This is a genomic window from Bordetella tumbae, assembly GCF_054780995.1.
The window spans coordinates 121,658-135,158 of sequence record NZ_BAAGVG010000026.1; the positions used below are offsets into that span (position 1 = coordinate 121,658).

Here is a 13,501-nt window from a genome sequence, read left to right on the forward strand (position 1 = left end):
GGGGAAATATCATGTCGACACTCAAAAAATGTCTGACCAGCGTTTTTGCGGCCTGCGCGGCCATGCTCTCGGTGCCATCGCACGCCAGCACATTTCCAGACAAACCGGTGACCATTGTGGTGCCTTATGCATCCGGCGGCAGCAATGACCTGATCGCCCGCATCGTCGGCGCCGGCATGGGCGACCAGTTGGGCCAAAGCGTTGTCATCGTGAATGCACCGGGCGCCAGCGGCGTCATCGGTGCAAACCGCGTGGTCAGCGCCGAGCCTGACGGTTACACAATTCTGCTGGGCTCGCCGAGCGAGATCTCGATTGCGAGCCAGATCAATCCGCACGTCAAATTCGATGGCCAACGCGACTTGGCGCCCATTGGACAAATCGGCTCGCAACCACTGGCCTTGGTCGCAGCGCCTAATCTCGGTATCAAGACGGTGGCCGAGTTTCTCGCGCGCACCAAGACCGAGGAGTTCCGTTACGGTACGTCCGGCATCGGTACCCCTCTGCACCTGGCGGGCGAACTGATCGCCAAAGAAAGCGGGGGCAAGATGTTCCACGTGCCCTACAAGGGTGGTGCGCCAGCCCTGGCGGACATCGTTGGCGGCCAGATCGAAGGCGGCGTGCTCGTGTTTTCAACCGCCCTGCCCCATATCCGCTCAGGCGCGCTGCAAGGCATCGGCGTGACCTCCGCCACCCGCACGAAGGCCGCCCCGGATCTGCCCGCGCTGGCCGAAACGCCTGAGCTGGCGGACGTGGATGTTGTCTTGTGGTTCGGCCTGTGGGCGCCTGCCAAAACCGATGCTGCTGCCATCGCCACGTTGAGCAACGCGCTCAACAAAGCGCTGAGCACTCCAGAAGTCTCTGACAAACTGGAGGCTGCCGGCATCACCGTGTCGTACAAAGACGCTGCGACCTTTAAAACCTATATCGCTGACGAGACCGTCAAGTTCGGCAAGATCGCAACTGACGCCAAAGTCGTGCTGGAGTAAAAACCGCACAGCGGGCGGATAGACCGACGGTTAATCCGCCCGCAACCCGATCCGCTGCGTCAGCGACGCAAACCGGTCAATATCCTGACCGATCAGCGACTGAAACTCGGCCGACGTGCTAGTCGTCGGGTTGAATCCCAACTGCAGTAAATCGCGCCGCACATCAGGTTGTTTCATGATCTGCGCCACGGTGCGATTCAGTTTCGCGACGATGTCCTTCGGCGTTTGGGCCGGGGCCAACAGCCCGTGCCATTGATCCAGCTCGTATCCGGGCATGCCCTGCTCTGCCACCGTTGGCACGTCCGCCATCAGCGTAGAGCGTTGCGGTGAGGTCACTGCCAGCGCCCGTAATTTACCGGCCTGCAGAAATGGCGATGCACTGGACGCTGTCACGATGCCCAGGGGAACTTGGCCCGTCAGCACGTCTGTCAACGCAGGGCCGCAGCCGCGATACGGCACATGTTGCACGGGCAGGTGCTCGTTGGCTGTCAGCATTTCTCCGGCGAGGTGTTGCGGCGCGCCATTGCCGCATGATGCAAAAGGCAGTATCGCACCGGGTTTGCGGCCGGCATCCATCCAATCGGTGAGCGTGCGATAGGGGGAATCGTGCGGCACGATCAGTACCGAGGGCACGAATGCCACATTGATCACGGCCTGAAAATCGCCCTTGGGATCAAAACCCAGATGTCCGTACACACCCGGGTTGATGGCAAACGAACTATTGACCATCAACAGGGTGTAGCCGTCGGGCGCTGCGTCAGCCACGACGCGGGCGCCGATATTGCCGCTCGCCCCCGGCCGGTTCTCGACCACCACGGCCTGTCCCAGGCGTTGCTGCATCAAGGCGCCGAGCTTACGGGCCAACAAGTCCGTTCCTCCTCCAGGAGGAAACGTCACGATGATCGTGATGGGCCGATTGGGAAAACTCTGTACAGCAGTGCGAGTCTCGGATCCCGCTGCGGACAGCAAACCCATTCCCCCTAACGCTGCCCCCAATCCAACCAGCGCAGACATCATCAGCAGCGCGGCGCGCCGGGAAAGGTCGAAACGCGTTTTCATCGGATGCTCCGCAAATCTAGCTATCCAGCCCGATATCCAATACCCGCGCGCTGTGGGTCAACCAACCGATGGCCATCAGATCCACGCCCGTCGCAGCCAACGCAGGCGCGGTCTCGGGCGTAATGCGGCCGGAGGCCTCGGTGATCGCACGGCCATCGACCATGCGCACGGCTTCGCGCAACATGTCCGGCCCCATGTTGTCCAGCAACACGACCTCCACGCCCAAATCGAGCGCCGTACGCAACTGCTCCAGCGTATCGACCTCCAGCTCGATCTTGACCAGATGCCCGATCGCCGCACGCGCGCGTTCGACAGCCTGGCGCACACCGCCGGCGATGGCGATGTGGTTGTCCTTGATCAATACGGCATCATCCAGGCCGAACCGGTGATTGCTGCCGCCACCGACACGGACGGCGTATTTCTGTACGGCACGCAGACCCGGCATGGTCTTGCGCGTGCAGGTCACGCGCGCGCGATATTCGCGGATGGAATGCACGATCGATGCGGTGGCCGATGCCACGCCACTCAGGTGGCAGAGGAAATTCAACGCCACGCGTTCCCCTGTCAGCATGCCGCGCGCCGGTCCGCGGATAAGCGCAATTTCAGCGCCGGGCGCAAGCGTCGCACCATCAGCCAGCCGAGGCTGAAACTCGATGCGCGGATCGACTAGTCCGAATGCGATGCGTGCCAGATCCAAACCCGCGAGCACACCGTCTTGTCGAGCAACCAGACGGGTTTCTGCCATGGCATCCGCCGGCACGATGGCATCGGTAGTGATGTCGCCGGCACGTCCCAGATCCTCGACGAGCGCGTTACGCACTAAGGGCTCCAGCAACACGGCTGGCAACGGCGAGACAGCAAGAGTATTAGATATGCTCATTTTGAGTATTTTAGAAGCCAAAAAAGCGCCCATAGGGCATCACGCATTTATGCTAATTTTGAGCATAAATGACTGTCAAGCATTTCTTGTTGTGCAGTGCGGCAACGCGTGGTTTCCCGTTAACGCAATCAGGCCTGCCGGGACAGGGGCAATTTGCTGCCGGCTATCGCGCGCTCGGCCAGTAAATCACGGCGGAATCGGAAAAGCTTGGCCGGCCGGCCAGCGCCCGCCGCCGACATGCCGCCGGTTTCTTCGACCAGGTTCTGCTGCTCGATCAAACGGCGGAAATTTTGTTTGTGCAAATCCCGTCCAGCCAGGGCCTCGACGGTCTGCTGCAATTGCAGCAGGGTGAACTCGGCGGGTAGTAGCTCGAACACCACTGGCCGATATTTGATTTTGGCACGCAAGCGCGCGATCCCGGTTGCCAGAATGCGGCGATGATCGGTGCGCATCGGGTCTCCGGGCACCGCATCCCGCTCGGCCGAGGGGGTATGCCGCGTCGCCTCAGGCACGAGGCCAGCTTCGTACATGAGCTCGTAACGCTGCAGCACCATGTCTTCGTTCCAGGGCGCATCGTCCAGGCCAAAGACCACTGCCAAGCGTTGCGCACGCAGGCCACGCAAGCCGGCGTCGCGCGTGTCGGCCACCCACTGACGCAGCCGCGGCACGATCAGCTCGGTCAACACCTCGGGCTCTGCGCCGCGGCGGTCTTCCCAGGGGAAATAGCGGTACCAGTCTTGCCATACGGCCTCGGTGCCGCCGGTTGCATCGCCTTCCCGGGTCAGACAGAGGTAGCTGATCGAAATCGCGCGAGGACCGGATTCATCAAACCGATCATGATCGGCAAAGGTGTACAACTGCTCGACATAGCCCAGCGGATGATGGGTTTGGGTTTCTACCCACGCCCGCATCCCTGCCTGCAAGGATCGATGCCCGGGCTGGAATGCCCCCGAAGGCAAGCCGTCGTATTTCGTGCGCGCGCCGCTGGCGGCGTCATTCGTGCGAACCAGCACACGCGGTTCGCCCTTGGTCACTGCCACCAGGACGGCGACCAGTTCGGCAGACACGAAATTTTCGGCGGAATCGGGCAATAGCGGCTCCAGAATGCAGGAAAAAGGCAAACGACAACGGGCAAGAAAGCAGGACTACAGCCTGGCGCGTGCGCCAGGCTGAAAGTTGTTCTGAATTATAGGGGGTCACTATGTGCCGCAGATGACGACACAGCGAGAAGCGCTCAACTACATGCCTTCGCGATACGGTGCAGTCGGACTGACTTCGCGGTATGAACTCACCGTCCCATCGGGCTCGGTTTCTTCGAGCCGGACTTTAAAGCCCCATAACCGGCCCAGATGTTTCATGACCTGATCGGCGTCTTCCGCCGACAACGGCCGGCCGCGGGTACGCAAGTGCCGCAACACCAGCGAACGATCCGACTCCCGGCGATAGCGCACGATCTGGATATCCGGTACTTGATTGTCCCGGTTGTGCTGCTCGGCCAGCAATTTGCGAATGTGGCGGTAGCCCTCATCGTCGTGAATCGCGGCGACCTCGAGCACGGGATTGGCCTCATGATCGGCGATCGCAAAGAAGCGAAACTCGCGTATCAGCCGCGGCGACAGATATTGCGAAATGAACGATTCATCCTTGAAATTGCGCATCGCAAAATCCAGCGTCTTGAGCCAGTCGCTGCCCGCGATATCAGGGAACCACTTACGGTCTTCTTCCGTAGGGGATTCGCAGATGCGGCGGATATCCTGCATCATGGCAAACCCCAGCGCATAGGGATTGATTCCGCCATAGCCGCGCTCGTCAAAACCGCGTTGGCTGACGACGTTGGTGTGGCTCTGCAGGAACTCCATCATGAAGCCATCGGTCACCAGGCCTTTTTCGTGCAGGCGGTTCAGGATGGTGTAGTGCCAGAACGTGGCCCAGCCTTCGTTCATGACCTTGGTCTGGCCCTGCGGGTAGAAATACTGCGCGATCTTGCGAACAATGCGCACCAGCTCTTTCTGCCAGGGCTCCAGCTTCGGCGAATGCTTCTCGATGAAATACAGCAGGTTTTCCTCGGGCTCAGGAGGAAAGACGACGCGCTGCTTTTCCGCCGCCGCGTCGGCCTCGACACGTGGCAAGGTGCGCCACAGGTCGTTGTATTGCAGCCGAGCATGTTCGGCCCGCTCGACCTGGCGTTGGGCTTCTTCTTTGTACGACACAGGGGTGGGACGCTTGTAGCGATCCACGCCATGAGGCGTCAAAGCATGGCAAGAGTCCAGCAAAGACTCCACCGCATCGATACCGTAGCGGCTTTCACAGTCCATGACGTATTTACGCGCAAAGACCAGGTAGTCCAGAATGCTGTCGGCGTCCGTCCACTGACGGAACAGATAGTTGCCTTTGAAAAACGAGTTGTGCCCGTAGCAAGCATGGGCGATCACCAGGGCCTGCATGGCCATGGTGTTTTCTTCCATCAGGTAGGCAATGCAGGGATTGGAGTTAATGACGATTTCATACGCCAGTCCTTGCATCCCGCGGCGATAGAACTGCTCGTTGCGGATGAATTCCTTGCCATAGGACCAGTGCGGATAGCCGATGGGCAGGCCTGCTGACGCATAGGCGTCCAGCATCTGCTCGGAGGTAATCACCTCGATCTGGTTCGGATAGGTATCCAAACCGAACTCTTCGGCCACCTCGGCGATGGCTTCGTCATAACGCTGGATGAGTTCGAAGGTCCATTCGGAGTCTTCGGAAATGGGCCGAGCCCCTTGCAGGGCCTCCAGCTCGGCACGAGAGCCAGTCAGTGCGTTCATGATGATACGGGCTCCTTCTTGAACAGATCGTGGAACACGGGATAAATCTCTCCGCGTTCGCAGATCCGGCGCATCACAAAATGCGGCGCCGTTTTTTGTTCGTATTCGGCCCACAGGCTGCTTTTGCGGGCCTCTGGCGAATCCGGGACCTCGATGTACGCGAAATAACGCGTGGCGGGCAACAGATTTTCGGCCAAATAGCGTGCGCTTTTACCAGCGTCTGCGCCAAACGAATCGCCATCGCTGGCCTGCGCCGCATAGACGTTCCAGGCACTGGGCGGGTAGCGTTTCTGCACGATCTCGTTCATCAACTCCAACGCCGACAGCACGATGGTGCCACCGCTTTTGGGGTCGTAGAAAAAGGTCTGCTCGTCGACCTCCTCGGCATTGTCGGTGTGACGGATGAACACCACATCCACATGCTCGTATTTACGCGACAGGAACAAGTACAGCAGCGTAAAGAAGCGCTTTGCGAGATCTTTCTTGCCCTCGTCCATCGAGCCGGAGACGTCCATCAAGCAGAACATCACCGCGCGCGCCATCGGCATGGAGACAGCAATACGGTTGCGATAACGCAGATCCAGATCGTCCAGAAACGGGACATTGTCCAGACGCTGCTGGCAATCCTCGACCTCCTGGCGCAAGGCATCGATCTCGGCTTGCGGAGCGCCCTTCGCGATTGCAGCGTCCAGTTTGGCCTGAGCCGCCTCCAGCGCAGCACGCGCGGCGACCGTCAACGCGACGCGGCGCGATAACGAGGCCTTGAGCGTACGGCTGACACTCAAGAGGCTCGGAGAACCTGTCGTCGTATATCCCGCGCGCTGCCATTTCTTTTGCTCTACGTCACCCAGTTGGGTACGTATCAGATGCGGCAGCTCCAGGTCCTCGAAGAACAGGTTCAGGAACTCGGCGCGAGACAGACTGAAGGTGAATTGGTCTACGGACTCGCCTTCGCCAGGCTCGGACCCGCCCTGCCCCTGCCCTCCTTGAGGACGCTGGAAGGTATCGCCTTTGACGAATTCGCGGTTGCCGGGATGCACCAGCTCGCGATCGCCGCCTTGGCCGTGCCTGAAATGCGGCTCGGAGATATCGCGAGCGGGCAGGTTGATTTCCCCGCCCTGGTCCATGTCTTCGATGGACCGCTCACGCACCATATCCTGCACGGCCTTGCGGATCTGGTCTTTGTATCGCCTGAGAAAGCGTTCCCGATTGACCGCGCTTTTATTGCGGCCATTCAGACGCCGGTCGATCAGTGAATTCATAATTCACCTCGCTCAGGATGACTTCCTCACTCTCAAGTACCACTCGCACAGCAAGCGGACTTGCTTCTCGGTATAACCCTTGTCCACCATACGATCGACAAAGCTCTGATGCTTGGATTTGTCTTCCGCGGACGCTTTCGCGTTGAAAGAAATCACCGGCAGCAGGTCTTCGGTGTTCGAGAACATTTTCTTCTCGATCACTTCACGCAGTTTTTCGTAGCTGGTCCAGGTCGGATTGCGGCCAGCGTTATTGGCACGGGCGCGCAATACAAAGTTCACGATCTCGTTACGGAAATCCTTCGGGTTGGCAATTCCTGCAGGCTTTTCGATTTTTTCCAGTTCGTCGTTCAAGGCGCTGCGATCAAAACTCTCGCCGGTCTCGGGATCGCGGAACTCCTCGTCCTGGATCCAGCAATCGGCAAAGGTCACGTAGCGGTCGAAAATGTTTTGCCCGTACTCGGAATAGGACTCCAGATAAGCGGTCTGGATCTCCTTGCCGATGAATTCCGCATAGCGCGGCGCGAGGTAGCCCTTGATGAAATCCAGATAACGGCGGCGTATTTCCTCGGGGTAATCCTCGCGGACGATACGCTGCTCCAGTACGTACATCAGGTGTACGGGGTTCGCGGCCACCTCGGTCTGATCGTGGTTAAAGACGCTGGACAGAATCTTGTAGGCAAAACGGGTCGATACCCCAGTCATGCCTTCGTCGGTACCGGCGTACTCTTTATATTCCTGCAACGCCTTGGCTTTGGGATCGACGTCTTTCAGCGATTCGCCATCGTAGACCCGCAGCTTGGAATAGATGCTGGAATTTTCCGGCTCTTTCAGACGCGTCAACACGGAGAACTGCGCCATCATATCCAGCGTGCCCGGAGCGCATGGCGCCGTGGACAGCGAGCTATTGCGCAGGAGCTTGTTGTAGATCTCGATTTCTTCGGTGACTTGCAAGCAGTACGGCACCTTGACGATATAGATACGGTCGAGGAACGCCTCGTTGTGCTTGTTGTTGCGGAAAGTCTGCCATTCGGACTCGTTCGAGTGCGCCAGGATCAAGCCATTGAACGGAATGGCGGAGAACCCTTCGGTGCCCTTGAAGTTGCCTTCTTGTGTCGCCGTCAGCAAGGGATGCAGCATCTTGATGGGCGCTTTGAACATCTCGACGAATTCCAGCAGCCCCTGGTTTGCCAGGCACAGGCCGCCCGAGTAGCTATACGCGTCGGGATCATCCTGCGAGTGACGATCGAGTTTCCGGATATCGACCTTGCCGACCAGCGAGGAAATATCCTGGTTGTTTTCGTCGCCAGGCTCGGTCTTGGCAATCGCCACTTGGCGCAACACCGACGGATTCAGGCGCACCACGCGAAACTGCGAGATGTCGCCGCCGAATTCTTTCAACCGCTTGATGGCCCACGGCGACATGATGCCGCTGAGATAGCGGCGGGGAATGCCGTATTCTTTTTCGAGCGTATCGCCGAACCGGTCGGGATGAAACAGGCCCAACGGCGACTCGTTGATGGGCGAACCTTTCAGCGCATAGATGGGATAGGCCTCCATCAGCACTTTCAAGCGTTCTGCAATGGAAGATTTACCACCGCCGACTGGCCCCAGCAAGTACAGGATCTGCTTGCGTTCCTCGAGCCCTTGAGCCGCGTGCTTGAAGAAAGCCACGATTTGATCGATGACATCTTCCAGCCCGAAAAACTCTTTAAACGCAGGGTAGCGCCGCACGACCCGATTGGAAAACAACCGGGACAAACGCGGGTCATTGCGCGTATCGATGAGTTCTGGCTCCCCTATCGCCGCCAACATGCGTTCTGCGGGACTGGCATATGCCATGGGATCACTTCTGACCAGATCGAGATATTCCTCGAGGGAAAGCTCGGTTTCTTGGTCTTGCGCATACAGCGACTTGAAGCCTTCGACGATGTTTTGCACGGAGAACCTCCTACAGCTCATGGTCGGTTAACGAGTCCGTCATCCCATTGTGTTCCTCATTTTCGAATGTCGCTAGACTTTCTCGTAATGGGATTATGCACATCATCTTGATATGTTGCTTTCGGCACACACCATAGATGGGGTTAACGGGCCTGTGTTACGTTAGGCTATAGCATCACGGAACAAGTTCCGCGAATCAAGCAAAGAATCATCAAATTCATGTGAAAGCTGGTAATGCACGTTTCAGTGCATATCAGCGACGCCAATTCAGGCCGCGACTGCACAGGCAGCGCGCATCACGCGCACGAATGGTGCGCACCAGAAAGCAAAAAAGGCCCCCACGCTGCGCCTTCGGCTTGCTGCCCCCCACAAGGGGGCGTTTTTGTTTTGGGGCGGCCCGGCAACAAAAAAGGCCCCCACGCTGCGCCTTCGGCTTGCTGCCCCCCACAAGGGGGCGTTTTTGTTTTGGGGCGGCCCGGCAACAAAAAAGGCGTGCCTAGGCACGCCCCGTGCTGATTTGCTCTCACGAAAATCAGACCGAAGGACTGACGTTGAGCATACGTTCGACATAGCGTGCGATCGTATCGACTTCGAGATTGACACGATCACCCGCGGCGACATTGCGCAAGGTAGTGACGGATTGCGTGTGCGGAATGATGTTGATGCTGATGTCACATCCGCCTACAACGTCTGTGACACGGTTTACCGTCAGGCTGATGCCGTTGACGGTGATGGAGCCTTTGTACGCCAGGAATCGCGCCAGCTGTTCCGGCACGCGAATCACGAGTTCGCGGGATTCCCCTACGGCCTCGAAACGCAGGACCTCGCCCATGCCGTCGACATGGCCGGACACCAGATGTCCGCCGATTTGATCGCCGACTCGCAGTGATTTTTCGAGGTTGACTTCGCCCATGCGATCCAATCCGATCGTCAGATTCAAGCTTTCACGCGACACATCGACCTGAAACCCTTGCTTTTGCAGGGCAATCACCGTCATGCAGGCGCCCTGCACCGCAATGGAATCGCCGAGGCGCACGTCGTTCAAATCGAGTTCGCCTGCGTCTATCGTCAAGCGTACGCCGCCCTGCTGAGTCTCTGCCAGCGGCTCCAGATGCGTGATACGGCCAACTGCCGCGACCAGACCGGTAAACATAGAATGGGTTTCCTTTAGCCGTTAAATGTAGGGCTTTGCCCTGTTGATCGTTGCCGCGCCAATGCCTTAGTCCTGACGGCACATGATCGCTTGATGCAAAGCCTGCCAGCGAGCCGCATCTCTGGCACGCAGACGCAGATCCGTGCCGAGGCGAAGCGTATCGGTGAACTCGAACCGGCGGGCATGTTCCAGATGTTCGAGCAGCGGCAAGCGCAACATGGCAGCGGCATCGCCGAGCAAGACGGGTGCCAGATACACCAGCAATTCATCCACGCAACCGGCCGACAATAAGGCGCCGCCTAATCCTGCACCTGCTTCGACATGGACCTCGTTAATGTCGTGGCTGCCCAGCCAGCGCATCATGGCGGGTAAATCGACGCGATGGGTATCACCGTCGGGCAAGGCAATGACGCGGACATTCCGGTCGGCCAGACGGGCTGCTTTATCAGAATCTGGCGCCCGGGGATCTGCTGTGAAAATCAGGGTTTCTACGCCATCGGCGTTTGCACTATCGAATAGCACAACGTCCTCAGGGATCTCGAAACGCCCGTCCACGACCGCCCGCCGCGGCGCTCGCGTCGTCGGCACCGCACGTACATTCAAACGCGGATTGTCTTTGAGAATGGTGCCCATGCCGGTCAGCACCACGCAACTGCGCGCACGCCATGCGTGGCCATCGGCACGCGCAGCTTCGCCGGTGATCCATTGCGACGCCCCGTTATGCAGCGCACTGCGCCCATCGAGCGATGCCGCCATTTTCACCCAGGCCCATGGCGTGCCCCGACTCATGCGGGCGACAAATCCTGCGTTGATTTCCAGCGCCTCGTCCGCACAGATCCCGGTCGTCACGGCGATCTCCGCGGCCCGCAACCGCGCAAGGCCTTGGCCATTGACTTGGGGATTGGGGTCTCCCATGGCCACCACAACGCGAGCAGGCTGTGCGGCCGCAATGGCATCGGCACATGGCGGTGTACGCCCGAAATGGCTGCAGGGCTCTAGGGTCACGTACATGGTGGCGCCTTGCACCGATTCGCCACGATTGGCGGCGTCGCGCAACGCGCAGACCTCGGCATGAGGGCCGCCAGGCGGCTGAGTCGCACCCTCACCCACGATGCGGCCATCTCGCACGATGACGCACCCTACCCTCGGATTGGGCGTGGTGGAAGTCATCACGCTGCGCGCCAGCGCCAAAGCGTGGCGCATCCAGGTGATATCGTCGGAATCAGTCGTAGCAGTCACGTATGCGATTGTATGCGCCGTACGCTATTTCCGGCGCAATTTGCCCGGCAGCATGGGACCCTGCATTTCGCGAATCGCCTCGACAAACTCGCCGATGTCCTCAAAATTCTTGTACACCGACGCAAAACGGACGTAGGCGACTTTATCGAGCTTTTTGAGCTCGACCATGACCAGTTCGCCAATGCGTTCGGTCGACACCTCGCGTTGGCCACTGGCCAGGAGGGTTTCTTCGATGCGGGCGACGACACTGTCGACCTCGTCAGTGCTGACGGGACGTTTGCGCAGGGCCAGGGACAGGCTACCGCGCAGCTTGGCAGGATCGTATTCACTACGGCTGCCATTGCGTTTGACCACGGACGGCATGGCCAATTCGATGCGCTCGTAGGTGGTGAAACGCTTGTCACAGGACAGGCAACGGCGACGGCGGCGAATCGTATCGCCTTCTTCGGATACCCGGCTATCCACTACCTGGGTATCGACATTGCCGCAAAATGGGCATTTCATGATGCGCCCCCCAGTCCATTTCAGTCGCCGTATTGTAAATGTTGCGGACGCATGACGCGCCAGCGTGGCAAATATACGGCAGACGAGGGCTTTGGCCGGCGCATTGATCGCCGGCCAGCTTGGGCGGATTGGCCAGAAAAAGCGCCTATCAGGCCACAATACGCAGGCACCCGAGGGAGCGCCTGCGCGTTGATGCCTTAGCCGCCGTACACCGGCAGGCGGGCCGTCAGCTCGTTCACGCGTGCGCGCACGGCAGCGATGTTGGCCTCGTCGCGCGGGTTATCCAGCACGTCGGCGATCAGGTTGGCGGTGAGCTCGGCGTCGGCTTCGGTGAAACCACGCGTGGTCATGGCCGGGGTGCCCAGGCGGATACCACTGGTCACGAAAGGCTTTTCCGGATCGTTGGGGATGGCGTTTTTGTTGACGGTGATGTGCGCCTGGCCCAGCACAGCCTCGGCTTCTTTGCCGGTGATGCCCTTGGGACGCAGATCGACCAGCATGACGTGGCTTTCGGTACGGCCTGACACGATGCGCAAACCGCGCTTGACCAGCGTTTCGGCCAGCACTTTGGCGTTTTTGGCGACTTGTTCGGCGTATTGCTTGAACTCAGGCGTCAGGGCTTCTTTGAACGCCACGGCCTTGGCGGCGATGACATGCATCAGCGGACCGCCCTGAATACCAGGGAAAATCGCCGAATTGATGATCTTTTCGTATTCGGCCTTCATCATGATGACGCCGCCACGGGGGCCACGCAGGGATTTGTGCGTGGTGGAGGTCACAAAATCGGCATGCGGGAACGGATTGGGGTACACGCCGCCAGCGACCAGGCCAGCGTAGTGAGCAATGTCGACCATCAGGAGCGCGCCATTGTCGTGCGCGATGCGTGCCATGCGTTCGAAATCGATACGCAAAGCATAAGCCGACGCACCAGCGACGATCAGCTTGGGCTTGTGCTCTTTGGCCAGCTTTTCGACTTGTTCGTAGTCCAGGACCTCGTTGGCATCCAGGCCGTACGAAATGAAGTTGTACAGCTTGCCAGAAGCGTTGACAGAGGCGCCGTGGGTCAAGTGACCGCCTTCGGCCAGACTCATGCCCAGAACCGTGTCGCCCGGCTTGAGCACGGCCATATACACACCCTGGTTGGCCTGGGAGCCCGAGTTGGGCTGCACGTTAGCCGCCTCGGCGCCGAAGATCTGCTTCAGGCGGTCGATAGCCAGTTGTTCCACGATGTCGACGTATTCGCAACCGCCGTAGTAGCGCTTGCCCGGATAGCCTTCCGCGTATTTATTGGTCAGCTGGGTGCCTTGAGCCTCCATGACGGCGGGGCTGGCATAGTTTTCCGAGGCAATCAGCTCGATGTGCTGTTCCTGGCGGACGTCTTCTTTCTGGACGGCGGCCCAGACGTCGGGATCTACCTGGGACAAGGTGAGTTTGCGGTCGAACATTGGGGGTTCCTGAGGCGTAAATGGCGAACGGAGGTAATGGATGACCGTTAGTTTACCGCGATGGGTCCGCGGCGTTTCGGGCTAGGACCTTGAAATTGCGGAAATTTCGCTGAGAAACCCGCCAAAAGCAAGGAACGCGCGGACAACTTGCAGATCGCCTCAAGTTGAGCATGAGGAGATCTCATGCAATTGCGGGTGCTCGCCCCGCATCGACGCCACACTGACAAAAAT

General features: G+C 59.2%; 11 protein-coding genes. 1 reads left to right on the plus strand and 10 read right to left on the minus strand.

Going from position 1 to position 13,501, the window contains the following annotated elements:
* The first annotated feature begins 11 nt into the window (after nucleotides 1-11).
* A complete protein-coding gene (locus ACYVI2_RS28300) occupies nucleotides 12-986 on the plus strand; it encodes a Bug family tripartite tricarboxylate transporter substrate binding protein (RefSeq protein ID WP_415819181.1) in 975 nt (324 codons plus the stop codon).
* A 30-nt stretch (nucleotides 987-1,016) separates the two neighbouring features.
* Here ACYVI2_RS28300 and ACYVI2_RS28305 read toward each other — a convergent pair whose 3' ends face one another.
* From ACYVI2_RS28305 to glyA, 10 genes are all read right to left on the minus strand, one after another.
* Entirely contained in the window at nucleotides 1,017-1,961 is a 945-nt protein-coding gene (locus ACYVI2_RS28305) for a tripartite tricarboxylate transporter substrate binding protein (RefSeq protein ID WP_415819287.1), read from the minus strand.
* Nucleotides 1,962-2,061: 100 nt separating this feature from the next.
* Complete coding sequence (nadC, locus tag ACYVI2_RS28310; RefSeq protein WP_415819180.1) at nucleotides 2,062-2,925, minus strand: carboxylating nicotinate-nucleotide diphosphorylase; 864 nt, start codon at nucleotides 2,923-2,925, stop codon at nucleotides 2,062-2,064.
* A gap of 128 nt (nucleotides 2,926-3,053) precedes the next feature.
* Nucleotides 3,054-4,016 (minus strand): NUDIX hydrolase, encoded by a 963-nt coding sequence (locus tag ACYVI2_RS28315; protein WP_415819179.1) that lies wholly within the window; start codon nucleotides 4,014-4,016, stop codon nucleotides 3,054-3,056.
* 147 nt (nucleotides 4,017-4,163) lie between these two features.
* Nucleotides 4,164-5,729: a SpoVR family protein gene (locus tag ACYVI2_RS28320; protein WP_415819178.1), complete on the minus strand. Its 1,566-nt coding sequence runs from the start codon at nucleotides 5,727-5,729 to the stop codon at nucleotides 4,164-4,166.
* Complete coding sequence (locus ACYVI2_RS28325) at nucleotides 5,726-6,991, minus strand: YeaH/YhbH family protein (protein WP_415819177.1); 1,266 nt, start codon at nucleotides 6,989-6,991, stop codon at nucleotides 5,726-5,728. Before ACYVI2_RS28325 ends, ACYVI2_RS28320 begins: the two co-directional genes overlap by 4 nt.
* Before the next feature lie 12 nt (nucleotides 6,992-7,003).
* Nucleotides 7,004-8,929, minus strand: a complete 1,926-nt coding sequence (locus ACYVI2_RS28330; RefSeq protein WP_415819176.1) for a PrkA family serine protein kinase — start codon at nucleotides 8,927-8,929, stop codon at nucleotides 7,004-7,006.
* Between the two features lie 532 nt (nucleotides 8,930-9,461).
* Nucleotides 9,462-10,082 carry a riboflavin synthase gene (locus ACYVI2_RS28335; protein WP_415819175.1) on the minus strand — a complete coding sequence of 207 codons (621 nt, stop codon included), beginning with the start codon at nucleotides 10,080-10,082 and terminating at the stop codon, nucleotides 9,462-9,464.
* A gap of 66 nt (nucleotides 10,083-10,148) precedes the next feature.
* Nucleotides 10,149-11,321 carry a bifunctional diaminohydroxyphosphoribosylaminopyrimidine deaminase/5-amino-6-(5-phosphoribosylamino)uracil reductase RibD gene (gene ribD, locus ACYVI2_RS28340; protein WP_415819174.1) on the minus strand — a complete coding sequence of 391 codons (1,173 nt, stop codon included), beginning with the start codon at nucleotides 11,319-11,321 and terminating at the stop codon, nucleotides 10,149-10,151.
* 24 nt (nucleotides 11,322-11,345) lie between these two features.
* Nucleotides 11,346-11,825, minus strand: coding sequence for a transcriptional regulator NrdR (gene nrdR, locus ACYVI2_RS28345; protein ID WP_415819173.1), 480 nt, complete (start codon nucleotides 11,823-11,825; stop codon nucleotides 11,346-11,348).
* A gap of 197 nt (nucleotides 11,826-12,022) precedes the next feature.
* Nucleotides 12,023-13,270: a serine hydroxymethyltransferase gene (gene glyA / locus ACYVI2_RS28350; RefSeq protein ID WP_415819172.1), complete on the minus strand. Its 1,248-nt coding sequence runs from the start codon at nucleotides 13,268-13,270 to the stop codon at nucleotides 12,023-12,025.
* Between the last annotated feature and the right edge of the window lie 231 nt (nucleotides 13,271-13,501).

Coding starts and splice junctions, on each gene's coding strand:
- ACYVI2_RS28300 (WP_415819181.1), top strand. CDS start 12: ATGTCGACACTCAAAAAATGTCTGACCAGCGTTTTTGCGGCCTGCGCG.
- ACYVI2_RS28305 (WP_415819287.1), bottom strand. CDS start 1,961: ATGGGTTTGCTGTCCGCAGCGGGATCCGAGACTCGCACTGCTGTACAG.
- nadC (WP_415819180.1), bottom strand. CDS start 2,925: ATGAGCATATCTAATACTCTTGCTGTCTCGCCGTTGCCAGCCGTGTTG.
- ACYVI2_RS28320 (WP_415819178.1), bottom strand. CDS start 5,729: ATGAACGCACTGACTGGCTCTCGTGCCGAGCTGGAGGCCCTGCAAGGG.
- ACYVI2_RS28325 (WP_415819177.1), bottom strand. CDS start 6,991: ATGAATTCACTGATCGACCGGCGTCTGAATGGCCGCAATAAAAGCGCG.
- ACYVI2_RS28335 (WP_415819175.1), bottom strand. CDS start 10,082: ATGTTTACCGGTCTGGTCGCGGCAGTTGGCCGTATCACGCATCTGGAG.
- nrdR (WP_415819173.1), bottom strand. CDS start 11,825: ATGAAATGCCCATTTTGCGGCAATGTCGATACCCAGGTAGTGGATAGC.
- glyA (WP_415819172.1), bottom strand. CDS start 13,270: ATGTTCGACCGCAAACTCACCTTGTCCCAGGTAGATCCCGACGTCTGG.